The organism is Paenibacillus sp. B-A-8 (assembly GCF_048572915.1).
Lineage (GTDB): Bacteria > Bacillota > Bacilli > Paenibacillales > Paenibacillaceae > Paenibacillus_AQ.
Map to the genome: position 1 here is coordinate 3,885,509 of NZ_CP183882.1, position 25,549 is coordinate 3,911,057.

Sequence of the window (25,549 nt, forward strand, 5' to 3'; positions counted from 1 at the left end):
AATTTAAGCAACAATGATTAATCAGGATTCTAAGAAGTCAGGATTGTCATGTCTTTTACAACCAAATAAATAACATTTTGATTCAACATATGCCGTAAAATTCATACTAGGACGATAATTTAAATGTAGGATATCATCATAGCCTCTAAGATAATCCCGTTTATCAGCCTCCAGTTCCAACTTATATCTTTCGCGATCTTCTGGAGTAAAATCTTCATCTTCATCCGTTATGCAACTAATTAATTCTTCATTAATCTTAACCAAGGCATTGTTCAGAATGTCCTTAGCCTTATCCAAAAATCCACATTGAACGTTGGCATACAAATAGCGAAGCACCCAGTTCGGACTGACCCATAATTTAGTTCCCTCATAAGCATTGACCACGTTAGTATACTGATCCAGTTCATAATAAATGTCTGCTAACCCTTCCTTATCTATCTCTGAATTCTTATCATCCATAGACCTCACAAGCTCTTCAATAGCCTCTTTTGGGTAAGAACCTGTCTTAATTTTACATACAGCATAATAATACAATGCCCAGTAGCTGTAGCATTCATTTTTAACCTGATGAGCCTTCCAATAGTACTCTGAATCTTCTTCCAGTTGTCCCAATTGAAATAAAGATGCTGCGAGATTATATTGATTTAGAAAGGTTGGCTTAACACTAAAAGATCGTTCTAGCGCTGATTCCGCTTCATTCCATCTCTCTTTTGCAAAATAAAATTGACCAAGCATTGCACTGGGAACTTCTGACTTTGGATTCAGCAGCATTACTCTTTCTAATAATAGAATCGCATCTTCTTCACGATTGATCCATCCACCACTCTCGATCTCCGGCTCTCCTTCATGAAAATAAAAGTAAGCCAAATTAGATAATGACTGTTCAGAAGGGTTTATTTCAGCATTCCTCTTGAAGAGTTTAAAAGCTTCTAAATAATCATTAACTTCCATACTAGCTATCGCCAGTTGATTGGCTATTAATGGATTCGTTGAATCTTGTTTATACGCAAATTTTAAATCATTAAGTTCATTTGTATAATCAGTCATTCTTATTCCTTTCTAAAGTTCCAACATAAATTCCATAAATCAAAATAATGCAGAGCTCTATTTAAATGAAAATTAGTTCCGTATCAACCCTACCTATGAGAATCTCGTATTTACTACTTAGTCTATCATTATTATATGTAATTTTGGGAGAATAATCAGTTTTTTGGAAATTATCCAGTAGCTAACCTACCGAAACAGGTTTACCAAACATAAAAAAACCTCAACACCAATGGTGTCAAGGGTTTGACGGATATAGTAAAGAGTTATGTATTGCCTTGGAATGTTCCAGAGAATAATTCCATCACCTACAATTATGTTAGTTTTGAGAGTAACTGTAGATAAGCTATTTATTTACGCACGACGGTAAAGCCCTTATCCTCAAGCAGTTCAATGATTCCATACTCACCCAGATAATGGAGAGCACCAACGACAATGAAATACTCTTCTTCCTTATTGCTATTTAGGTAACCTTCAATCTTTTCAGCCATACCTATATTACGATCAGTCAGCATCACTTTTCCGTATTCTGGATCGCTATATAGGCTGTTAGTTATTTTGAGCAGCGTTTGTTCATCGCCTTTCTTCCACATCTCTATCAATTCGTCTGTTGGATCATTGATGACGCCAGAATTATAATCGTCTAGCGTAGTATTGAGACTCTTCTCCTGCCGCTCCTTAGAGAAGCCAGCTAAGGCCCCCATCTGGGATTCCTGAGTTTCTAGTCCTATTACCGGGATCTTGCGTTCAAGGGCTTTCTGAAGAAAATACAGATCAATTCCTTCTTCTATGTTGTAGTCAGCCTTCAACGCCATAACTGAAATATTTCCTTCCACCTGCCAAGGCTTAAACGCATCATACGCGTTGGCCTTCAAACCGTTCTTCATCAAAAACTCTTTTACTTTCGCATACGTTTCCTTGGATACATGATCTTTTAGTGTAGTGCCATCCTTATACATCATCATATCCACAATCCTCTTCTGCTGCTCTTCATCAGGGGCTTTGGTAAAATCAATTTCAAGACCCAAATAATCCGCTTCTGCAAAAACTTTCTCATATTTCGAATGCAGGGGGTAGAAGTTATCATCCGTAAGATGTATTGATCCTACGAGGTAAACCGTCGTTCCGTTATTCTTCACTTCCCACATGAAACCACGAGCGCCATCACTTGTTACGTCTTTCATAGTAGGCGAATTTGATGCATTCTCGATCTCTTGATTATTTGCCTTCGAGGCCGCTTGCTGTGGAGGCTTCATAGAGCAGGCCCCTGACACGAGGATGCATACGGAAAGAATGAGCCATAATACCGATCTTCTCCATTTTTTCAAATCGAATATCTCCTTCCAATGATTCACATCAAATCGATCAGATGCGATAACTGGCTAATCTCCAAAATGCCGCCATACTCTGGTGAATATTAAAGCTCCATTTCGTTGTGAATATATTTCTACTTACTTCGGACAGACCAAGCGGTACTACCCCAGTTGCGAGAACATTGTGTAATCTGCTGTCGTTTATCTTTTTTGTTCTTTATCAGCTCTATATTTTTGATACTCTTCTATGTATGTTCTTTATGATGATTTCTTAATAATTAATTCATTGCACTCACTTAACACAGTCATTTCCTAACTTTACTTTTATATCCATCCCCTTACTATTACTGGATACGATTAATTATGCATTATGGTTCCATTATTTTAATTCTTAACACTTTTTCGAATTGATGATGGTAGAATCGTCCAATATCCTTGTCTTGTGCTATGGAGCAAAAGTGAGAATGAGAAACTGGGCTAATTCAGGTATGCTGCGGAGTCCGGTGTTTTCAAAGATTATCGTATAAGAAAAACAGACCCGTCAAGCAATAGCTTGGCGGGTCATTTTATGTATGCTCTAATTCAAAGTATTTCCTGACAAGTTAGAGTATGGTCACTTTATGGACTCACATAATCCTCCACAAAACCTCCTAACCTTGCCACATAAAAAAAACCCTCAACGCCATTAGCGTTAAGGGTTTAACAGTCCTAGTAAAGAGTCATGTATTGCGCTCTTTCCCACTCGTGAACTTGTGTACGATAGATATCCCATTCGATTTCTTTCAGCTCGTAGAAGTGAGCCAGAGCATGTTCACCGAGAGCTTCGGTAATAACATGACTGCGGATCATTTCGCTAAGTGCTTCTTTCAAATCGGATGGCAAGCTTGGAATACCTTCTTCAATACGCTCTTCTTCAGACATCACATAGATGTTACGGTCAATTGGAGCTGGAAGATCAAGCTTACGTTTAATTCCGTCAAGACCTGCTTTCAACATAACAGCAAGTGCGAGGTATGGGTTAGCTGCTGGGTCCGGGTTACGAACTTCAACACGTGTGCTAAGGCCTCTAGAAGCCGGGATACGAATCATCGGGCTACGGTTACTTGCAGACCAAGCTACGTAGCAAGGAGCTTCATAACCAGGAACAAGACGTTTGTATGAGTTCACTGTTGGGTTAGTAATCGCTGCAAAAGCACGAGCGTGCTTTAAAATACCTGCCATGTAGTAACGAGCAGTTTTGCTCAGACCCAACTTGTCGCTTTCATCGTAGAACATGTTTTCTTTGCCTTTGAACAAGGATTGGTGAGCGTGCATACCAGATCCGTTGATACCGAACAATGGTTTAGGCATAAAGGTTGCATGCAAGCCGTGTTGACGGGCTACCGTCTTCACAACCAGCTTGAAGGTTTGAATTTGGTCAGCAGCAGTAATCGCATCAGCATATTTAAAGTCAATCTCATGCTGACCGGATGCTACTTCATGGTGAGAAGCTTCGATTTCAAAGCCCATTTCTTCAAGGGTCAATACGATTTCACGACGACAGTTTTCTCCTAGATCTGTTGGCGCTAAGTCGAAATAACCACCTTGGTCATTCAATTCCGTAGTTGGATTGCCTCTTTCGTCTGTCTTGAACAGGAAGAATTCAGGTTCAGGTCCAACGTTCATAGCTGTGAAACCCATTTCTTCTGCTTCCTTCAGACAACGCTTGAGGATACCACGTGGGTCTCCAGCAAAAGGTGTTCCATCCGGCATGTAAACATCACAAATCAGACGTGCTACACGACTATCTGTCACCCAAGGGAAGATAACCCATGTATCAAGGTCAGGGAAGAGATACATATCGGATTCTTCAATCCGTACGTAACCTTCGATGGAAGAACCATCAAACATCATCTTGTTATCAAGTGCTTTTTCCAATTGGCTAACTGGAATTTCAACATTCTTGATAGTACCTAATAGATCCGTAAATTGCAGACGAATAAAACGAACATTCTCTTCCTTGGCAATGCGTAAAATATCCTCTTTAGAAAAGCTCATGTGATCCTCTCCCTTTCAAACTTCTATATATTATTATTTATTAAAAAACCGGGATAACTCACCTTGAATCAAAGACACTTGTCCCGGTCTTTTACCGGAAACTAGTTCTTGCTTCAGCATTCGGTGTAACTGGGAATCGGATAGCTCTCTACGTCTAACCTCTGTATCAGGAGTAATAACAGTTGCTTCCTCGGATTCCTTAGAGACAGGATTCATCACTTGCTTAATGCCAGCAATATTAACACCCTTCTCTATCAGAGCTTTAATTTCTAATAGGCGCTCAACATCATTAAAAGAGAACAACCGCTGATTCCCCGACGTGCGTGCTGGTACGATCAGACTGTGCTGCTCATAATAACGAATTTGTCTTGCAGACAGATCAGTCAGCTTCATTACAATTCCAATAGGAAATAGTGCCATATTTCTGCGGATTTCATCACCCATGACTCATCCAACCTTCCAATGATCTTTTTCTGATCTCATTGTACATTTCCTAATACAGCGTGTCAATGGTGTGTGAGATATTCTTACAGCAATTTTCTATCACGCATACTTTGGAGCGCCATCAAAACGCCATATTTCACATGTGAATAAGTTAATCCACCTTGCATGTACCCAATAAAAGGAGCACGTATAGGTGCATCTGCAGATAACTCCAAGCTTCCACCCTGAATAAACGTACCTGCCGCCATAATAACAGGATGTTCATAACCTGGCATATCCCAAGGCTCTGGTACCACATGGCTGTCTACAGCCGCAGCGCGCTGAATGCCCTGAACAAAGGCAATTAAGTGTTCTGGACCATCAAAGGAAACCGCCTGAATTAAATCTGTCCGAGGCTCATTCCACGCTGGCTTCGTCTCAAACCCGCAGCGCTGAAATACTGATGCAGCAAAAATGCTCCCTTTTAGTGCTTGCCCTACAGTGTGCGGAGCCATAAACAATCCTTGGTAAAGGCCACGAGTTGTTCCTAACATAGCCCCTACCTCACCACCGATACCAGGAGCGGTTAGTCGATAAGCCGCCAATTCCACAAGATCCTGTCGACCACAGATATAACCGCCGGTCTCAGCAATACCGCCACCTGGGTTCTTAATTAACGAACCTGCTACCAGATCTACACCAACCTGTGGTGGCTCAAGCTCTTCGGTAAACTCACCATAGCAATTGTCTACAAATACAATAACTTCCGGTTTCATCAACTTTATCTTCGAAGTCATCTCACCAATTTCAGCTACTGTGAAAGAAGCACGCCAATCATACCCTCGTGACCTTTGGATTCCAATCACTTTAGTATTTTCGTTAATAGAGAGAGCTACCTCATCCCAATCAATCTTTCCTTCTGCCGTCAGAGCAACCTCTCGATAAGTGATCCCAAAATCAGCGAGAGAGCCTGTCCCATCGCCGGCATGTCCAATTACCTTATGTAGGGTATCATACGGACGTCCTGTGATATACAGCAGCTCATCTCCTGGGCGTAACACACCAAATAGAGCTGTTGATATCGTATGTGTTCCTGAAGCGAAATGTGGGCGTACCAAAGCAGATTCCGCACCAAAAACGTCAGCATAGACAAGATCCAACACTTCACGGCCACGGTCATTATACGCATACCCCGTTGAACCGGCAAAGTGAAAATCACTGACTTGATGACGCTGGAACGCTTCTATAACCTTCCACTGATTCTTATCTACAATACGATCAAGGGCTTTGACAGCGCCTTCTATTTCAACTTCTGCGGCCTCTGCCGCGCTCAAAATATCCTCTGCAAAAACTACCATTCGTTCTTATTCGCTCCTTACATTTACTTGCCATCATAATGACAGAAAGCGGCAGTTAACTGACGCTTTCTAGATTAGCTATTATTTTATACCTATATACGCAGCATTTCCACTTTAGGAATAACTGACAAGATTACTGCTGGTCCACAAAATCAGCAAGCATATAACCCCATTTGTCATAATCCTCTTTGTTGAGACGAACGTTATAGAGCACATCGTTCTCGTCATAAGTCGTTTCCAGAACTTCACCCACCCTATAGAGCAAGGAAGAAATGTCACCTCGGTCTCCGGGAATACGGAAGTTGAGTGTGTCGCCAGCCAGTTCATCGGCGATCATTTCGGTAATCCGAGTTAAATCTTCAGGATTAAATGCACTGATCTTCAAGTACCCTGTACCTGTTGGCAACATTTCCAGTTGTTCAGGCTGACACAGATCGATTTTATTAAAAAGTACGATTTGAGGAGTACTAGCTGCACCTAAGTCCTGCAAAATGGTTTGAACAACCTCCATCTGCTCCTCACGCATTGGTGAAGAGGCATCCACCACATGCAGCACCAAATTGGCCTCATTGACTTCCTCCAGCGTTGCACGGAAAGAAGCGACTAGATCATGCGGAAGATTCTGAATGAAGCCTACAGTATCCGTGAGCACAACCTCTTTACCACCTGCTAGTTCAAGAACACGTGAAGTAGGGTCCAGTGTGGCAAACAACTGGTTTTCAATATAGACATCCGCATCGGTAAGTTGCTTAAGCAGCGTTGATTTCCCTGCATTCGTATACCCAACAAGTGCGACTTGCACCGCTCCCGCCTTGCGGCGACGCTCCCGATGTAGCTCCCGAGTCTTAACTACCTCATCAAGCTGACGCTTCAGCTCCGTAATCCGATCACGAATATGCCGGCGATCGGTTTCCAGCTTACTTTCACCCGGACCTCTGGTCCCAATCCCGCCACCTAGTCTAGATAAGTTCTTGCCTTGGCCAGAAAGCCGGGGTAACAGATAGGACAATTGTGCCAGCTCAACCTGAATAATCCCTTCTCGCGTCTTCGCACGCCCCGCAAAAATATCCAGAATAAGCTGCGTCCGGTCAATAATCTTAAGATCCAGAGCCTCCTCAAGGTTCCGTACTTGGGCTCCGGACAATTCTTGATCAAAGATAGCTGTATTTGCTCCGAGAGCATCAGCAGCCATCCGTAGCTCTTCTACTTTACCTTTACCAATAAACCATCTAGAATCAGGCGTTTCCTTGTTTTGACGCAGCACATCCAGTACTTCAACACCTGCCGTTTCAGCCAATTGCACTAATTCCTGCAGAGAAAGCTCTGGATCAATTCCTGTTCTTTTAATTTTATCTGTGACGAGACTTACCAATATCGCTCGATCTTGTACATCTGTTTCCGTATCATGCGTAGTTATTGCCATGTATGTCATGCTCCTTATGACGGTGATAGTTTCCTGTAAATCATAATTTAAAATCTTCAGTTCGAAGCGTCATTAATTCCTGCTTGCCTGGGCTGGTACTTTCATACTGGTTAAGCAGTCTTACAGCCTGACCCCGAACAGCTTTTTCAATGGCGTTGCGAACATACCGCGCATTACTGAAAGCATGAAGACTCTCCGTCTTCTCTACTAACAAATGCTGCTTTAACTTGAGTATCGCCTGTGGCATCAAAATATAGTCGCGATCCTTTGCCATTAGTTCAGCAATCTGCAACAGTTGGTCGATCGTATAATCAGGAAATTCTACCTGTATTGGAAACCGTGAAGGCAATCCAGGATTACTCATCAAAAAATACTCCATCTCCCCAGAGTACCCCGCTAAGATAAGTATAAATTGACTGCGATGATCCTCCATGGCCTTGACCAACGTATCAATCGCTTCTTTTCCAAAATCCTTTTCCCCGCCACGAGCAAGGCTATAAGCCTCATCAATAAACAAAATGCCGCCCAAAGCCTTTTTCACCAGATCACGAGTCTTCTGTGCAGTATGACCAATGTATTCGCCGACAAGGTCAGCTCTCTCCACCTCAATGAGATGTCCTTTGGTCAGCACACCCATACGTTGGAACAGCTTGGCTACGATTCTAGCTACTGTTGTTTTACCCGTTCCGGGATTCCCTTTAAAAACCATGTGATATGCTTGCCCACCGCTTGCAAGTCCTGCCTCAGCACGCATTTGTGCAATCTGTAATAAAGCGTAGATTTCAAAGACTAGCTCTTTGATATTGTCCAGACCCACTAAACCTTCCAATTCTTGTGTTAACTCTTGGAATAAGCTAGTGTGGCCGTGATTTTTTGGAGGCAGTGGCCGACTCTCTCCAGTAGGGTGAGTTATAGCCGGAGGCTCTTGACTCCGCAATACAATGTTGATTTGTCGAGACGGTCTTTCTTCCTCCCGTCCACTGGCCGCTGCTACGCGTCCGCTCATCGGTATCACCTCATTATCCAGGGCTGACTTCTCTTATCAAGTCTATTCCATCAAATGAAGTGTTATTAGAAGATTCGGGATTTTTTGGACAAATCACAGGAATAGCTGCTGAAGCTTCCATTTCGTATAGGCTAGAATCTCACGTGTTTTATGTCTTGTCATCGAAAGTACGGTGGATTCTGTAAGTCCCAGCTCAGGTTTCACATATCCAAGCTCGTCAGCAATTTCATGAGCCCGCCACCCATGATAGGTATGCGTAATGATTATCGCTGAAGACAAGCTCTCACGCGCCATAATCTCTTTACTATACAAAAGATTCTCGTAAGTGCTGGTAGCTTCATTCTCTACAAAAATGGCGCTATCCGGCACGCCTTTAGCAACCAAATAATTACGCATTCCTTGAGCTTCGGTATATTGTAAATCAGGTTTATCTAAACCACCAGAAACAATAAGATGCGGGAACATCCCTTCTTCATAAAGCTTCAGTCCGTAATCCAGTCTTTCCTTGAGTCCAGGGCTTGGCTCATCCCCCCACATCGACATGCCAAGAATGATCCCAACTTCCGCCTTTTGCATAGGATCTGTCGTGGCAGCTTTATTAATATTGTTTAACGCATAAGCACACCACAACAATCCAGCAATCACAATAATCGATAAAGCGATAAGCAACGTTCGTTTCGACCAGAATCTGCGTTTTTTGGAAACAATCCGAATCGGGGAAGACCCTCTTCCGTAGACGTACCATTCCATTTCTTTATTTCCTCCTGAATTCTCCATGATGAAATAATTCGGCACGATGCTTCAAAGATAGTGAGAAATAAGGGAAAGCATGAGCATCGATGCCGCGTAAAATAGTATTGGCTGTCTCCCAGGCGAGTTTATAATCACTCTCGGAAATATCTTCCCTCTCCAGCGCTTCCTCTAATTCATCCTCATCAAGCAAGAAAACCTCGCCGTTCCAAAGCACAACCACATCCAGATACAAATCATCAAACCATGGAACGCCTTGGTCTGTGACGCCCTGCACCTTGCAGGTGTCTATGTACCATTGAATGATATTTTGCCGTTCGTCGAACATAGCCGTCACAATATAGTGACTGTCTTTGGGGAAATATTGCAGCCAGGAATAACCTTTATCCGCAATACGATATGTATGCCGTCCATAGCTCTTCCACAGTGGTTCTTTAAGCCCGTAGATGGTATAAAGCGTAATATATCCGCTGAATTCCCGGCTCTCCACATAGCGGCAGGCAAAATGGCGACGCGTAATCCGGCGCCAGTTGGCCCGGTCTCCGAATTTACGTTTCATAGAAATTACCCTCTCCAGTATGGTTTCTTCAGCTTAACACATTTAGCGGATACACTCAAAACATCCCGTAAAATACAACCAATTATTATCACAATAGAATTCGCAAATTAAGGAGTTGTAATTGGTAATGTAGCTGAAATGGTTGAACAACAGTCATTTCGAGAACCATCCTCTTCAAGGAACATATTAATCCTGCTCAAATAAAAGAAGCTGTCTCATTAGTAGCATTCACTACTTTTGAGACAGCTTCGGGTAAAGAATAGCTTAACTTCATAAATTCTAAGGTGTTTATTGAACAGAAGAATCTCCATTCAAATGGCCAACCTCTTGATCAGGGCTCGTCGTTGAATTACCGCTGTCATTCCCTGAGGTTCCGCCTCCAGAAGGTACATCCGGTGGCGCAGTAGGTATCGGTGTTGCTGACGGTGGAGGCGTAGTGATTTCAGGCAAGGTACCTGTTCCACCATTATTCCCGCCTCCATTGTTGTCACCACCATTATTTCCACCATTACCATTATCCCAGCCATTGTCCCCACCATCTTCAGGTGTTGGTGTCGGAAGATTAGGATCAATAGTCGGCTCAGGTGTTGGCATCTCATCCTGCACAGAGACAGTAACCACATTTGATGGTTCACTTTCCAATTGGGTTGCAGGATCATAAGAAGTAACATAGTACTCGTAAACCAGCCCAGGCATTGCACTAAAATCTCCTGCACTAGTCGTGACCGTATTTAACAATAAGCCAAAATCTGCCTCAGAGGTCTCTCTACGATATATACGATATTCCACACCTGCAACAGGAACTGCCTTCCAGCCCAGGTTTACTGTCATCGTAGATGGATCATAGGCTGCTGTAAGACCACTAACATTCTGAGCGGGTTCTGGTGTTTCAGTAGGCTCAGGAGCAATTTCATTATCTAGCTGTGGGAAAGACTTCTTAGGAACATCCCTTAACGCTTCCTCCATCACCTTGCCCCAGAATGCTGCGGCAAGCCCACTGCTATTCTTAAGCAGATGCTTCTTACTTGGCTTGTCATAACCCATCCACACAGCTGCTGTCCATTCTGGTGTGTATCCTACGAACCATACGTCACGGTTCGAGCTGATTCCAGAATATCCACTTTGAGTTGTACCGGTCTTACCAGCAACAGGACGGTCAATCCTTGCTTTTCTACCTGTACCACTCTCAACAACCTTTTGCATCATCTCGGTCATTTGATAAGCCGTCTCCTTACTCATTACACGTTCAGGAGTTGTATTGGCTTTGAAGACAGTCTCTCCGCTGCTATCAGTGATCGATTTAATCGAATAGGATTCTCGTAGTTCACCGCCATTTGCAAAAGCACTGTAGGCTTGTGCCATTTCCAGTGTATTCGTTCCTTTGCTCATACCTCCGAGAGCCAGTGAGAGGTTCTTGTCCTCATCTTCCAGTCCAATCCCTAATTTCTTGGCGAATTTAAATCCGGTATTCACTCCAATTTCATTAAGCAACCAGACCGAAGGAATATTCTCTGATTTCTGTATAGCATCACTCATGCTGATACTCTTAGAATACCCGTGAAGGTTAGTTGGGCAATAGTTCGCGAAACACTGCTTCTCGTTGCTAAGCGTAGAATTCATGTTGTATTTTCCAGTTTCCAGTGCTGGAGCATAAGAAACGATTGGTTTAAAAGCTGAACCTGGAGAACGTCGGCTGCCCGTTACACGGCTGTAACCTTTTTTCTCATAATTCCGTCCACCTAGAAGTGCGACGATGCCACCATTCTCCTGATTGACGATGGTCATAGAACCTTGCACCAGCTCGTCGTCTACACTCTTCTCGAAGTTATCACTGTCTGCAAAAGCATCCTCTACGGTTTCTTGAGCGTGCTTATCCATCGTGGTGTAGATCTTGTAACCACCAATATTCAGATCATCCTCAGACAAGCCAAACTTCTCTTCCGCTTCTTCCACTGCGAAATCAATAAAAGCTTGGTAACGCTGTTTCTTTTCAGGCGGCTTATAATTATAATCCACGGCTTGCGCTTCGTCTCTTTCTTGCTCCGTAATATATCCTTGTTCATACATGAGCTGAAGCACTACTGCTCGTCTTTCCTTTGAAAGTTCTGGGTTGCGCAATGGATTGTAACGAGACGGTCCCTTAGGCATCGCAGCCAATGTCGCAATTTCCCAAACCTTAAGCTCATTCAGATCGCTCTTGCCAAAATATCTTTCCGATGCCGCTTTAATTCCGTAGATCGTACCCCCAAAGTTTATTCGGTTCAGGTACATGGTAATGATCTCTTCTTTAGATTTCTGGTTCTCCAACGCTACAGCAATGGATACCTCAGTCGCTTTACGGAAAAATGTCTTATCCCGTGTCAAAAAGATGTTTTTGGCCAGCTGCTGAGTAATGGTACTACCACCTTCTACCATGCTGCGTGCAGCAATATCTTTTACTGCTGCTCGGCCGATAGACCATAAATCCACACCAGAATGCTCAAAGAAGCGTTTATCTTCTGTAGCCACAAAGGCATTGATCAATAACGGAGGAATCTTCTCATACTCTACAGGATCACTTTTCTCAAGCGATAATTCACCGATTAAATTAGCATTGCGGTCATATACTTTTGTAGTTTCATTAACGGTTAGCTTATCTTGGTTCTCAAGAAGAAGTTTTTGACCATTCAGCATAATGAACAGATAACCGCCCAGTGCACAGAAAATGGCCAACGCTGTAGCAAAGAACAAGCTCCACAGCACACGCTTCTTCGTTAAAAATTTCTTTTTCTTTTTACTTTTCGGTTTTGATTTTGAATTAGAATTGGAACTGGACGATCCTCTATTTCTATTGTTATTCGTCCTTGATGAATCATCTCTAGACATGATGCCTCCTGACTCCCTTCCTTGATAAATCATGTATGGACTGCTCTGAATGAAAAGAACAACCTTCTCAGGTTGCTCTCGCACTCTCTATTCAAACGATTTATAAACAAGAAAGGTTTCACTTCAAATTTGATAAATGTTATTCTTCGTTACTATTGTCCTGCATGAGTGACACACTGCGTTGTGGTGTAAATGTGGATATCGCATGCTTATACACCATTTGCTGGCGCCCATCACTATCAATAACGATTGTAAAATTGTCGAAAGCTTTAATAATTCCCCGGATTTGAAAACCGTTGGTCAGATATACAGTAGCAGGGATATTTTCTTTGCGTAGTTGGTTCAAGAATGTATCTTGGATGTTAATGGACTTGTTCATATGACGTACCCCCAATGGTTCAATTATATTGTTCAGAAGTATATTCAAGACCTGAGAGAAACTTTCCTGCTATTATAGCACGTATTTTTGAGAAATTCTCAGAAAAGTTTTGCTCACCTTCGACATCGATCCACTCGATTTCCTTCATGTGGCGAAACCATGACAACTGTCTTTTGGCGAATCGGCGAGTATCGCGTTTAAGCAGCACCACAGCTTCCTCTAGCGTCAGTTCTCCTGCGAGGTAAGCGGCAATTTCCTTGTAGCCCAACCCCTGCATGGACACAAGGCTTCTGCTGTAACCGTTATCCAGCAGTCCTTTTACCTCAGCAACAAGACCATCCGCAAGCATGCTATCAATTCGGTCCTCAATACGTTTATATAGTATTTTCCGGTCCATTGTCAAACCGATAAGGCATAAGTCATAGGGTGACTCCTTCTTTTGAGCGGCATGTGAAGCGGACAGAGTGGTGTTTGTCTGGTGATGAATTTCCAGTGCCCGGATAATTCTTCGACGGTCATTTGGATGCAATTTCGCCGCACTGACTGGATCAACCGCTTCAAGTTTGGCATGCAGTGCAAGCGCTCCATGCACTTCTGCGAATTGATCTTGTTCTTTTCGAAACGCTTCATCAGCTACAGCTTCAGAGAATTGAAATCCGTAACACAAGGATTCAATATATAGACCCGTCCCCCCTACAATAAATGGAAGTTTCCCACGGCTGCTTATCTCCTCGATCAGTCTGCTGCCCTGCTCCTGAAATTCAGCTGCAGAATATGGGTCCTGTGGATCATGAATATCGATTAGGTGGTGGGGAATTCCCATCATTTCAGCTGGAGTGATCTTAGCTGTACCAATATCCATACCACGATAAACCTGCATCGAATCGCCAGAAATGATCTCTGCATTATAGGCGGCCGCAAGCTCCAGACTTAACCTGGTTTTACCTACGGCTGTTGGTCCTAATAAGACCAGAACCTTATGTCTCTCTTTAGTTGTCAATGTGTATCACCCCGTACGATGTTTTAGAGTTGCTCCGAAGCAGCTCTGTAAAACCAAGACGTTCGAATTCGCCGCTTAAAGCTTTCTCTTTCAAAAGAACCGTTTTACGAGCGACTCTCACTGCCTCAGCTACACTCTCCAGAGATAAAGCAGCTTGATTAGCAAACTGCCGCAGCGGAGAAATTGAAGCAGAACCCGTAAGCGGCACACGGAACATCGGATCGAAGTAAACTATATCAATACTTCGATCCGGTTGAGCTCGTAAGTAGTCCAAATGCTCACTATGCACGACTTTAATTCTACGTAACGCCTCATTCACCAATACTTGCCCAGAGGTATAGTGACGCATTCCTTCATAGAGCAGTGCGTACAGCGGCAATGAGCTCTCCAGAGCGGTAACTACAGAGGACTCACCACCATGTACAGCAAACAGCAAGGAATCAGCGCCTAGGCCGGCTGTGCAGTCTAATACACTATCTCCGGGAAGCATTCGAGCGGCGACAATCATCGGTTCAATATCACCCTTCAGAATCCGTTTCGCGCGAACGAACCCCATGCTCGGGTGAAACTCCATCGGCTCCATCCCTAATCGGTGTAAACGAACAGCTTCTTGAGAAAGAATTAGAATATCCTCATCTCCGTACTTTTCCACCAGCTTGGGTATGGAGAATTTCTCCCGTGGAGCGTAATTACAGCCCGTTCTCTCTGCGAGATTCTGAGCTCGCTCTACAATTTCCATTATCGGGCTATAACCCGTAGTTATAATCATGTTGCCTCCAGTCATACTTACAACAAATTTCTATATAAGTTCATCTTAAAAACATTCTAAAAGGAGACTTACAATCACATCACCCGTTTAAACAATTTCTCTAAATCATAGGATGAAAAAGAAATTACAATCGGCCGCCCATGCGGGCAGGTATACGGCTGCTTACAAGCTGCCAGACGAGACAACAATGCCTCGACTTCCTGTTCTGTTAGTTTCTGGTTAGCCTTGATAGAAGCTTTACATGAACAGAGTATTGATGATTTCTCACGCAGCTTCGCAAGGTCAATCAAGCGTTCACTTAAGACCCACTCCGCCATTTCTTCAACGATCGCTTTTTCCTCGCCTTCAGGAAACCAATAGGGTAAGGATCGAATTAAAAATGTCTGTCCCCCAAAATGCTCAAGGTACACTCCAGCCTGCTGAAACCAATGCAGACGTTCACTAAGTTGACGGCTTTCCGAAGGGGTAAACTCAAGTGTAATCGGCAAAAGTAAATCCTGAGAAGCATCTTCAGGTCGTCCGAACTTCTCATAAAAAAATTCGTAATTTATTCGTTCGTGAGCCGCATGTTGATCAATGAGATACAGCCCACCGTCATTCTGAGCGATAATATAAGTTCCATGATGCTGCCCGATATAATTTAATTCCGGGAAGGCAGGGAGTCCTGGTTCTTCCTGCTGCTGCGGCGGAGCCCACAGCTTTTCAACAGAAGGCAGTTGCTTCTGTGATGAAGCAGTTTGTTGCGGTTGATAACTATTCGTATAGTTATTGCTCACATTATTTTGACGTCCTTGTGAAGAGGAAGGCTGATAACCCGACCCATAAGATGGAGCCGCTTCACGAGTCATTGGATGATCAGTCAGCCCCTCCTGCCTGAACTCACGGGCGTTAAGCTCAACGTTTGATGTTTGTTGTCTACTGAAGGAACTACCAGCTCCCTGAGGAACTGAATCCTTGCCTCCGTCAACCGATGGCGGTGGCGGAACTGTTCCTTTGGAAAAAGCAAACTGTTCCTGTATAAAGGAACTACTGCCCTTTGGTCCGATGGTTTCTTTACCAGGACGGGGTATTAAACTTTGTCCCAGCAATACTTTACGGATTTCTTGTTCAACAAATGAGTAAAGCTCGTTCTCTTTACTAAATCGAACCTCTAGCTTAGCCGGATGAACATTGACATCCACAAGTGAAGGATGCATGTCCAGTTCAAGCACCAGCAGCGGATAACGGTTTATCGGAAGCAAAGTATGATAAGCACGCATGATCGCCGCGTTCAGACCATTGCTGCGAATATAGCGTCCTCCAACAATGGTAGTCACTGCATTCCGATTTGATCGTGTCCATTCCGGACGGCTTATATAACCGGAAATACGATAATCCAAGTCCTCTGCCGTAATCGGCAGCATAGCCTTGGCTGCGGAAGTCCCGTATACTGCTGCGATCACTTGCAGCAGATCACCGTTACCAAGCGTGTGCAGCAGCTGATTGCCATTATGATGCAAGGTAAAAGAAATCCCCGGATGCGCTAGCGCCATTCGATACATGGCATCCGATATATGACCAAGCTCCGTCTGGATACTCTTCATATATTTCAGCCTTGCCGGCGTATTAAAAAATAATTCACGCACCGCTAGATCGCTCCCACGACCCGAAGGGGAATCTTCATTCCGAATTAAATTACCACCCTCAATATCGATCAAGCGTCCTTTGCCGTCATCGGCAGTAGCCGTGAGAAGAGAGACTTTGGATACCGCCGCAATACTGGGAAGTGCCTCCCCACGGAACCCTAAGCTAGTAATCTGGAATAAATCTCGCCCATTAGCGATTTTACTTGTAGCATGGCGATAAAAAGCGGTCTCGCAATCCTCAGGCTCGATCCCTGAGCCGTTATCTTTTACTCGAATGCTCTGTAAGCCGCCTTCCTCAACCGAAACCTCAATTCTTGTACTTCCGGCGTCAATAGCATTCTCAACCAACTCCTTCACGACAGAAGCTGGCCGCTCTACAACTTCCCCCGCAGCAATCTGGTTGGCAATATGCTCGTCCAATATATGAATTTTGGCCAATTTCATTCACCTCTTATTTAGGCAATCAATTATTAAAGATCCTTCGCTTTCATCTTCAGATCATTCAGCAGGCTCATAGCCTGCAGCGGAGTCATATTCATAAGATCTGCGTTACGTACAGAAGTGATAAATTCTTTTATTGCAGGGTTCTCTTGTACTTCAGATCCTACTGCCGCCTGATTTCCACCTTTGCGATTCTTACGCGGTTCTTCCTCACCAAAGATAGACAATTGAACAACTTCATTTCCTACGAAAGAATCCGCAGGAATTCCTGACGTTTCAGCGATAAGGCTATCGGAATGTTGGATAGATGATGTTGTTGCGATCTCTTTTACAGCGGCATGACTCTCTAGTCCACCGCCATAATGTATTGAGGAGCCTCCCGGATGCGCTGCCTGCTCGATGCTCTGAAGCAGACCGTAAGCACGATCAATAATGCCTTCAGGAAGCCCGGCAAGACGTGCACAATAAATTCCATAACTGCTGTCTGCCGCTCCCGGAACGAGCTTACGCAGGAAGTTTACTTTATCGCCACTCTCTTGAACGGCCATAGAATAATTCTTAAGCCCTTTAAGACTTTCTTCTAAGTGAGCCAACTCATGAAAATGAGTTGAAACTAATGCTTTGCAAGAAATGGTATCGTGCACATACTCAATCACCGCCTGTGCGATCGCCATACCCTCACTAGTCGAAGTTCCTCTACCAAGTTCATCTATTATGATCAAACTCCGGGCGGTTGCTTTCTCTGTCATGACCTGAATGTCGGCCATTTCTACCATAAATGTACTCTGACCTCCGATCAAATCATCGGCTGCCCCAATACGTGTGAAGATCCGATCAATAAGAGGTACTTCTGCACTGGATGCCGGAACGAAACAGCCAATCTGAGCCATAATGCAAATAAGTGCAACCTGACGCATATAGGTACTTTTTCCAGCCATATTAGGACCAGTGATCAAAAGAATATTTCCCTCTTCCTTACTGAGCGTACTTCCGTTTGCTATAAACGCCGAGTCTTTTAACACAGCCTCTACGACAGGATGGCGACCGCCTTCAAGTCGAAGATCGTACCCATCGGATAGGACTGGTTTCACGAAGCGATGCTCTGCACTCACAGCTGCTAGACATTGATACACATCAATTTCCGCTACCTTTTCTGCAAGATTCTGCAATCGTGGTATTTGGCTGCTGATTCGATCACGCAGTTCAGTAAACAGGCTGTACTCCAAATCTGTCATTTTATCTTGCGCTTCAAGAATCAGTGCTTCTTTTTCCTTAAGCTCTGGTGTAACAAAACGCTCTGCATTTGCAAGTGTCTGCTTACGTTCATAACGCCCTTCCGGCAACGCGGCCAGATTGGATTTGGTAATTTCTATAAAATAACCAAAGATTTTGTTATAGCCGATCTTCAGTGATTTAATGCCAGTAACTTGTCGTTCCTTCGCTTCCAGTTCAGCAATCCAACGTTTACCATTACTGCTAGCTTCCCGCAGCTCGTCCAACCGGGCATGATAACCAGAGCGGATAATACCTCCGTCTCGTACGGACACCGGCGCATCCTCTACAATTGCTCGGTCGATATCCTCCCGGATCTCGGCGCATTCATCCATACTCGCACCAATCTCGCGTAAGGTTGCAGACCCCGAAGTCATACATATTTCCTTCAAAGCAGGGATTTGTGCCAGCGATAGCTTCAAAGCATTCATGTCACGACCATTCGCACTACCAAAGGCAATTCGACCTACCAGCCGCTCTAAATCATAAATTTCCTTCAACGCTAAACGCAGGTCCTCCCGAACAATAAACTGATTGTACAAATAATCAACCGCTTCTAGGCGACGTTCGATCGGAGCTCGCTGCAATAGCGGCTTATCAATTCTACGACGTAACAAGCGCGCACCCATGGATGTTTCGGTACGGTCTAGAAGCCACAGGAGAGATCCTTTTTTAGATCGTTCTCGGACCGTCTCAGTAAGTTCCAGATTTCGGCGCGTGAAGGGATCAAGAATCATATAATTGCCTGGTTCATAAGGGGAAATTTGACTAAGCTGTCCCATTGAACGTCGTTGCGTCTCGTTTAGATAGGAGATCAGCAGCGCTAGACATTGTCCGCGTTCTTTCTCCAAACGTACCCATGCAGCTTCACCAAATTGACGGCGTGCCAGTTCCTCCTCGCGTTTCTCCCAAGGTGTGTACACCACAGGCTTCGCTAACAGAGGCGTTTCACTGCGTAAAAGTTCCAATAAAGCTGGGTCTCCGATGATCTCGGCCGGTTCATAAATACCAATCTCATCGCGCAGCCACTCTCCACCAGATAAAACTGAAGTAACATACAATTCACCTGTTGTTAAATCACAAGCGGCTAACGCCATCATCCCATCACTTTCGGTTACACAAACGAGATAATTGTTACTTTTGTCGGCAATGATTTTTCCATCCATAACCGTTCCCGGTGTCACGACACGTACGATATCCCGCTTCACCATTCCCTTAGTGACGGAAGCATCCTCTAACTGCTCACAAATGGCGACTTTATATCCTTTTTCAATCAGACGCTGAATATAACCCTCGGCGGCGTGATAAGGTACTCCACACATCGGGATCTTCTCTGCGCCCCCGCCTTCGCGACCTGTCAACGTAATTTCAAGCTCCTTGGAAGCCAAAATGGCATCTTCAAAGAACATTTCATAAAAATCGCCCAGTCTAAAAAATAGGAAGGCATCCTTTGCCCCTTCCTTTACTTTCAAATATTGCTCAATCATCGGCGTATATTGTGCCATGGTCAACCTCCATGCCTATTTATTGCTGTCCTCCATTATAACAGAAAGTCGGCGTACAAAGTCACCCTGCGACCTCATGGAAGCTCATCCTATTCAATCCTCAGGTAAAAAATTAAGAAATCTCACACAATTACTAAGGCATAATGGGTATTACCGTTTGTTTATTTTTCAAGCATCCATTGTTCCTTAGAAAGAGGTATATTCTTCTGCATTTTAATATTGTAAAATCTTAACACAGAGTGTCAACTCATAAGAAAATCAAAGGAGAATATCAGATGATACGAAGACTCACGGAGGATGATCGGGAACTACTAATGGCATTGCTGCGGAAAGAGCCGGCTCTTAATTTATTTATCATCGGAGATGTAGAGAATTTCGGGTTTGAACAGGATTTCATGACATTATGGGGGGAGATAGATTCAACGAATGGTCGAATGAAAGCCGTTCTTTTGCGTTTTTATAGAAGCTATCTTCCCTATGCAGATGGGCCGTTTGATGTCGAGGGATTTGCTACAATCATGCGAAAAGATAACGATATTCATATGATTTCCGGTGTAACCGAAGTGGTAAAAGCCTTTGACGGAGTGGTTGACTTTAAACAAGAAAAGCAATTGTACTTTTCTGAGCTAAAGGAAATGAATCCGAAAATTAAAGCATCCAATTCATCTACTGAAAACATAAAAAAGGCAACCGTTCAGGATGTAGAAGCGATTTGCTCGCTTACGGATACTATTGAAGAGTTTGAAAGCAGTCGGGACGGATCGAGAACTAGCCTACGTAAAACACTGGCGAGTGGTACAGGCCGCACGTATTATATGAAACGTGAAGATCAGGTAATTGCAACAGCCTCAACATCGGCAGAAAATTCCATGTCGGCTATGATCGTAGGGGTTGCCACGCATCAAGCATTCAGAGAGCAAGGATTAGCTACAAGCGTAGTTGCACAGCTATGTACAGACTTGCTCCATGAAGGGAAATCTTTATGCCTCTTTTATGACAACCCTCATGCCGGGGTTATTTACAAACGTCTTGGATTTCAGGATATCGGTTCTTGGAGCATCATGTACATGTAGACAAGCATGAACGCCTTGGGCGCCCTTATTAGGCGCCCAAGACGTTCATGCGAGAAATATTAGATATAAGGGATATGTGAAAAACTGATACTTACTGATATTTTGATAAATAAGCTCAACCTTTAACTTTGCTGCACCAAAGCTCACGGATATCGCGAGATTCATCCCACGTTCGTTCAGCGGCGATATATTGAAACAAAGGCTCTATGTGTTGGGCGGCCATCTCGTAGCCGCCTAGAGCGCGTAGCTGCGCCAGCAGAGGGGGTACTGCGTCGCGCAGCGGGGATTTATCGCCGACGTAGTAGGCGATATGCAGGTCTTCCCGGTCGAGCGGGCGCAGCGTCAGGTCTTCATAATGGCTCACGATAAGATGAGCCAGATAGACCGCGCCTTTAGCGATGACCGGGGATACCAGGAAGCTCGGCAAGGTCCGGTACTCAAAGCCGCCATGCGGCTGAGTCCGGAAATCGCCGAGCACGCCGTAACGAGGACGACGCGCTCCCGCGCGGACGTCCTCAAGCAAAAGCATGGGCAGCGCGAGATAGTTATCGAGCGCGCGCAGCAGCGGCGCTGTCAGCGTCACGCCGCTGAAGTGCAAATGGCCGCCGAGGGCCCAGCCCGTCAGCGGCATGCCTCCCGCCCGCCAGCGCAGCGTGCGGTCAGCGATGAGCCGGTCCGCCGTGGCCGCGGCGGACATCAGCTGCGCCAGCAGCGCGCGCGGTTCCCCGCGCGGCTGGGGGCGCAGCTCGGCGACCGGGAACACGCCCCGCGTTCCCGGAGGTCCGGCGTCGCAGCCAGCGACGCCGTCCGTGGGCAAGTACCGCGACGCAGGCACGACGCGGCCGGTGGATTCCCGGAGGATGATGAACTCCGGGTCCATGCCCATGAGCAGGCCGCTGCGGCCTGGCTGCTCCAGAGCAAGGTTCCGTTCCAGCGCTAATGCCGCGGAACGATATGGCTCAGGCAATGATTTGCCGGAACTCTGTAAAAGTGGAGTAACTCTCTCCACAACATACCTCCGGTTCCCCATTGCCCTCAATAGTACTTCACCACTATCCAGCCCCAAGCTGTATAAAGTTCGAACAGCAATACGCTGAAGCAATTTCATCACCCCGCGCCACTCTCCTGAGGCACTGCTCATTGATTCACTGTTATCCAAGCGATCCTCATTTAATGCCCCGGAAAACACATCTAAGGCTGCTCGCATCCCTAAACCTGCTCCAAGTGGAGTGATCTGAAGAACGTTCAGATTATATACGAGTATGTTATAGCACTGTTTATGAGACTTTTCGAAAGACGGAGCACCATATGTATCGGCTAAACGAGTTCTTTCATCAGAGGTCTGGTTTCTCTGCGTCTGTATAGATGTTTTTGTGCCTTTTTTTCGCGACAGGATCTGTTTTGCAGACGACAACGTCGCTTCAATACCACTCCTAAGTAACCTAGACTCTCTCTGCGCTGCTGACAATCCCGAATACACTTTATAGCCTTCATTCATTTTTCTCGCCCCTCCATCCCTTCCACCCGAGATTGAAAGCTCAGCACTAACTCCTTCACATCTTACTTCCCTGAATTCGAACCGATTCTCACTAAATGCATCCGATTTCCTAAAAATAAATAAAAAAAAGGAGGGCATTCGCCCTCTACGCCGCCGCCCCTCCTACATATAATGGACCATAACCCATCGATACTCAGTTAGCGGCGGCGCATCCTTCCTTACAGTTCATCATCCAGATTGTCAGGGTCCAGATCATCGTAATCGAAGCTATCACCGTCAAAATCATAATCCTTGTCTTCCGGATCATCACTTTGCTCAGTAACATACACACGGACTTTGGTCTCAGCCACCAACTCCACTTCGAATTCGCGCTCTACGCGAAGTGTCACACTGCCTCCGCCTGGCGATACGCCCGCTTCTACACAGTTGGGTTCCTGCGTTGCCTCCGCAGAGACCTCAACGGTAGAAGTGCGGTGTCTCGTGTCCAGGTACGAGAGCGGAATGAGCTCCACATAGGAGACCGTTTCTTTAGCTACCTCGGTCTGCTTGTTCTTGTCGTACGAGTACCAGATGTTTACATCGTAAGTACCAATTACTTCGATTCCGTTCCCGGCGGCAACCGCTTCGTACTGGTGGTTGATAATCCAAGCCCCCAGAATACTAGTCGGATGATGTGGCGGAGTCACGGTATGGGTTGCTGTAGAGAACTTACGACCTTTGCCGCAAATTGCCTTCGTAATGATCTCCCTTGTTTGACGTTTATGGCTTAATGACATCTTTAAACCTCCTCCATACAATCATTCACTATCAAGTGTATGCAGGTTCTAGGCATTTGTTGATTGTTAGTCTATAAATTTATTTGAGTAAGCCCTCCAAAAGGTCTTATCAGAAGACTCATAGTTCATTTTATTTCAAAATTTGTACAGATATGAGTAGATTATAAAAATGGTCCAGCCTATTACATATCTATCCTGAATGTTAAAAAAGCCTTATAAAGCGCGCTATTGCGGGATTACGCGTACAATACCAAGTGATCTATGTTTGCTTAAGTCAATAAAGTCCTCATCAATATTCACGAGCGGGCGCAGTGGATCCGTAGCAAGAATCATTATGATTTTTCCTGTCCGTCCATCTGTCAATTCCACTTCATTCCCTATCATTGACTGCATTAACTTATTAATAAAGACTCTACAAATATAAGGGTCAAGCTTACCAAACACATTTTCCTCCATTTGCAACAATACTTCATATAGAGGGGATGCTTTACGATAAAAACGGTCGGATGTCATTGCATGGAACACGTCTGCGACAGCAACAATTTTACTGAAATCAGTGATCCGATTTCCAAGAACGCCGAACGGGTAACCGCTGCCGTCCATTCTTTCATGATGCTGCAGGGCGACGAGCGCTTGCATATGATTGGTTCCAATAGTGTCACGGATCATCTCGTAACCATAAGTCGTATGCTTTTTCATAAGCTGATACTCTTCATTGGTCAACGGGCCCGGTCTAGTTAGTAATTCATCCGGAATCCTCATTTTGCCGATATCGTGCAGAGTCGCAGCGATCGTCAGCATACTCAAATCCTCAGGCTTTAATTTTAGCCATTTCCCTAGCAAAGTAGATAAAATGCCAACCGCTACATTATGTCTATATGTATAATCATCCTTGGACTGCAATGCAGCCAATACGCCATAAAAATCATTTTTTTCACTTACCTGCTGTATAAACGGAATGACTTCATTTCTAACTTCAAGCATAGGAATTCTTTTGTTTTTGTTATGTCGAATCTGTTCAAAAATATTCTCTATTGCAGCTGTGCAATCATCAATGGCTAGTTGGAAAAACTCCGCGCTGTCCAGCTGCACGACGTCATGTGACTCTAACGTGATCTTATGTTGACTGATTAATCGTATATGCTCAGCACTTAATAAAGTCAATGCGGGTAAAACAAATACACCTTTGTCATTAAAAAGGTTAGCTATAAGTTGTTTTCCGATAAATGATTCCATAACTTTGTCCATACGCCTCACCTGCCAATGCGGAAAATTCGACTACCGAACTTCCTGCTATTATTTGAACTCACCATAAAATCGTTAATCCTATCTTGTGATTAACTTTTAGTTCATACATATCTTATCGTGATTTTGACAGAGATAGTTAATACTTCACTTTATTAAAGCCTCAGTTTAAGCTTTTTTTCGTATGCTAAGACGTTTCTCCGGCTTGTAACTGACCGGTATTTTATGCCGCTTAGCGATCTTTAAATAAAGTGCCAATTCCCTACATAACTGAAGAATAGCTGACCGTACTTCAAATTCCTCACGTGTCTCTGGCAGATCCATTTCTTCGAATTCTCGTGTTAGCTCGTCCAGCAGATGTTCAGTTCGTCCAGTATATTCCTCTGCAAGCACATCCCCACTAAGCTGGTCGAACAATTCGGCAACCATCTCCCCATGTGGTAAGTGGCGATACACTTGAGACAGCAGCTGCATCATACTTTGAATCGATTCCAGTTGCTCCTTCCGCATATAGAAATAGACATTCCATGCTTCATCAGGATGAATAACATGATTCTCCATCTCACGGGTAGCTGCCGTTAGTCCCCGCTGCACTGCATTATCTGCATCAATTAATTCTTTACCGTCCCAAATATACAAAGGGTCACGAAGCGTACGGGCCATCTGAGTAAAAATAACTGAGAAATAACGATCCACTTCCTTACGGATCCCATAAATAACTCCACCCGTCTGAGGCATGTAAACCAAGTTTACCAATCCTGCTGAACCTAGTCCTATAGCCAAAAGCTCAATTTGCTGCAGCAGGACATGGAGCGACAGTTCAGCTTGTCCAAACACGCGAAATACGATAACCGAGCTGGTGACGATCCCCTCTTTGTAGCCAGACTTCACGATCATCGGAAAGCCTACGAGTACATACAGCCCAAGTACCCAGTAATGGAACCCTAGAAGCCAGAATAGGATGCAGCCAAAAAAGAGTCCCACGAGCGAGGCTAAAAAACGAGCCGTTATCGTTCGGAAACTCCTTTTCAAAGTAACCTCTACACCTAAAATTGCCAACAAGCCTGCACTCTGTGCATTAGGTATACCCACTGCAGAAGCAACTAGTACGGATAATAAAGTAGCTGCTGCTGTTTTAATCACACGAAATCCCATAACCCTATCTCTCCTTACAAACACTATCCAATA

General features: G+C 44.5%; 20 protein-coding genes. 1 reads left to right on the forward strand and 19 read right to left on the reverse strand.

Annotated features, from left to right (window positions below; all coding sequences use genetic code 11):
• Window positions 1-21 precede the first annotated feature (21 nt).
• The 15 genes from ACN6MV_RS17400 to mutS all read right to left on the reverse strand — a co-directional run bounded on the left by ACN6MV_RS17400 (window position 22) and on the right by mutS (window position 19,769).
• The gene (locus tag ACN6MV_RS17400) at window positions 22-1,047 is read right to left on the reverse strand and encodes a hypothetical protein (protein WP_419884495.1); all 1,026 of its coding nucleotides are present in this window, start codon (window positions 1,045-1,047) and stop codon (window positions 22-24) included.
• Window positions 1,048-1,394: 347 nt separating this feature from the next.
• Entirely contained in the window at window positions 1,395-2,372 is a 978-nt protein-coding gene (locus tag ACN6MV_RS17405; RefSeq protein WP_419884496.1) for a TraB/GumN family protein, read from the reverse strand.
• Between the two features lie 693 nt (window positions 2,373-3,065).
• Entirely contained in the window at window positions 3,066-4,394 is a 1,329-nt protein-coding gene (gene glnA / locus ACN6MV_RS17410; RefSeq protein ID WP_042128352.1) for a type I glutamate--ammonia ligase, read from the reverse strand.
• Window positions 4,395-4,427: 33 nt separating this feature from the next.
• Window positions 4,428-4,838 carry a MerR family transcriptional regulator gene (locus ACN6MV_RS17415; protein WP_042128355.1) on the reverse strand — a complete coding sequence of 137 codons (411 nt, stop codon included), beginning with the start codon at window positions 4,836-4,838 and terminating at the stop codon, window positions 4,428-4,430.
• A gap of 83 nt (window positions 4,839-4,921) precedes the next feature.
• Window positions 4,922-6,175 (reverse strand): aminotransferase class I/II-fold pyridoxal phosphate-dependent enzyme, encoded by a 1,254-nt coding sequence (locus ACN6MV_RS17420; RefSeq protein WP_042128357.1) that lies wholly within the window; start codon window positions 6,173-6,175, stop codon window positions 4,922-4,924.
• A gap of 133 nt (window positions 6,176-6,308) precedes the next feature.
• Window positions 6,309-7,598: a GTPase HflX gene (hflX, locus tag ACN6MV_RS17425; protein WP_341113283.1), complete on the reverse strand. Its 1,290-nt coding sequence runs from the start codon at window positions 7,596-7,598 to the stop codon at window positions 6,309-6,311.
• Between the two features lie 40 nt (window positions 7,599-7,638).
• The gene (locus ACN6MV_RS17430; RefSeq protein WP_042128361.1) at window positions 7,639-8,604 is read right to left on the reverse strand and encodes an AAA family ATPase; all 966 of its coding nucleotides are present in this window, start codon (window positions 8,602-8,604) and stop codon (window positions 7,639-7,641) included.
• A gap of 93 nt (window positions 8,605-8,697) precedes the next feature.
• Entirely contained in the window at window positions 8,698-9,354 is a 657-nt protein-coding gene (locus tag ACN6MV_RS17435; protein ID WP_419884497.1) for a YdcF family protein, read from the reverse strand.
• 4 nt (window positions 9,355-9,358) lie between these two features.
• Complete coding sequence (locus tag ACN6MV_RS17440; protein ID WP_042128364.1) at window positions 9,359-9,913, reverse strand: DUF402 domain-containing protein; 555 nt, start codon at window positions 9,911-9,913, stop codon at window positions 9,359-9,361.
• Between the two features lie 288 nt (window positions 9,914-10,201).
• A complete protein-coding gene (locus ACN6MV_RS17445) occupies window positions 10,202-12,778 on the reverse strand; it encodes a PBP1A family penicillin-binding protein (RefSeq protein ID WP_419884498.1) in 2,577 nt (858 codons plus the stop codon).
• 139 nt (window positions 12,779-12,917) lie between these two features.
• Window positions 12,918-13,157, reverse strand: coding sequence for an RNA chaperone Hfq (gene hfq / locus ACN6MV_RS17450; protein WP_042128368.1), 240 nt, complete (start codon window positions 13,155-13,157; stop codon window positions 12,918-12,920).
• Window positions 13,158-13,176: 19 nt separating this feature from the next.
• Complete coding sequence (gene miaA / locus ACN6MV_RS17455) at window positions 13,177-14,157, reverse strand: tRNA (adenosine(37)-N6)-dimethylallyltransferase MiaA (protein ID WP_375103105.1); 981 nt, start codon at window positions 14,155-14,157, stop codon at window positions 13,177-13,179.
• A complete protein-coding gene (locus tag ACN6MV_RS17460; protein ID WP_419884499.1) occupies window positions 14,147-14,926 on the reverse strand; it encodes a class I SAM-dependent methyltransferase in 780 nt (259 codons plus the stop codon). The genes miaA and ACN6MV_RS17460 overlap by 11 nt, the downstream gene beginning before the upstream one ends.
• Before the next feature lie 74 nt (window positions 14,927-15,000).
• Window positions 15,001-16,989, reverse strand: coding sequence for a DNA mismatch repair endonuclease MutL (mutL, locus tag ACN6MV_RS17465; protein WP_419884500.1), 1,989 nt, complete (start codon window positions 16,987-16,989; stop codon window positions 15,001-15,003).
• Between the two features lie 32 nt (window positions 16,990-17,021).
• Window positions 17,022-19,769 (reverse strand): DNA mismatch repair protein MutS, encoded by a 2,748-nt coding sequence (mutS, locus tag ACN6MV_RS17470; RefSeq protein ID WP_419884501.1) that lies wholly within the window; start codon window positions 19,767-19,769, stop codon window positions 17,022-17,024.
• Between the two features lie 275 nt (window positions 19,770-20,044).
• Between mutS and ACN6MV_RS17475 the strand changes: the two genes are divergently transcribed.
• Window positions 20,045-20,842, forward strand: coding sequence for a GNAT family N-acetyltransferase (locus tag ACN6MV_RS17475; protein ID WP_042128377.1), 798 nt, complete (start codon window positions 20,045-20,047; stop codon window positions 20,840-20,842).
• A gap of 115 nt (window positions 20,843-20,957) precedes the next feature.
• Here ACN6MV_RS17475 and ACN6MV_RS17480 read toward each other — a convergent pair whose 3' ends face one another.
• The 4 genes from ACN6MV_RS17480 to ACN6MV_RS17495 all read right to left on the reverse strand — a co-directional run bounded on the left by ACN6MV_RS17480 (window position 20,958) and on the right by ACN6MV_RS17495 (window position 25,516).
• Window positions 20,958-22,340, reverse strand: coding sequence for a putative amidoligase domain-containing protein (locus ACN6MV_RS17480; protein ID WP_419884502.1), 1,383 nt, complete (start codon window positions 22,338-22,340; stop codon window positions 20,958-20,960).
• Window positions 22,341-22,558: 218 nt separating this feature from the next.
• Window positions 22,559-23,116 (reverse strand): outer spore coat protein CotE, encoded by a 558-nt coding sequence (locus ACN6MV_RS17485; protein ID WP_042128379.1) that lies wholly within the window; start codon window positions 23,114-23,116, stop codon window positions 22,559-22,561.
• 225 nt (window positions 23,117-23,341) lie between these two features.
• Window positions 23,342-24,364 carry an HD-GYP domain-containing protein gene (locus ACN6MV_RS17490; RefSeq protein WP_052414631.1) on the reverse strand — a complete coding sequence of 341 codons (1,023 nt, stop codon included), beginning with the start codon at window positions 24,362-24,364 and terminating at the stop codon, window positions 23,342-23,344.
• Between the two features lie 165 nt (window positions 24,365-24,529).
• On the reverse strand, window positions 24,530-25,516 hold the full coding sequence (locus ACN6MV_RS17495) for an aromatic acid exporter family protein (protein ID WP_042128381.1): 987 nt from the start codon (window positions 25,514-25,516) through the stop codon (window positions 24,530-24,532).
• Window positions 25,517-25,549 lie beyond the last annotated feature (33 nt).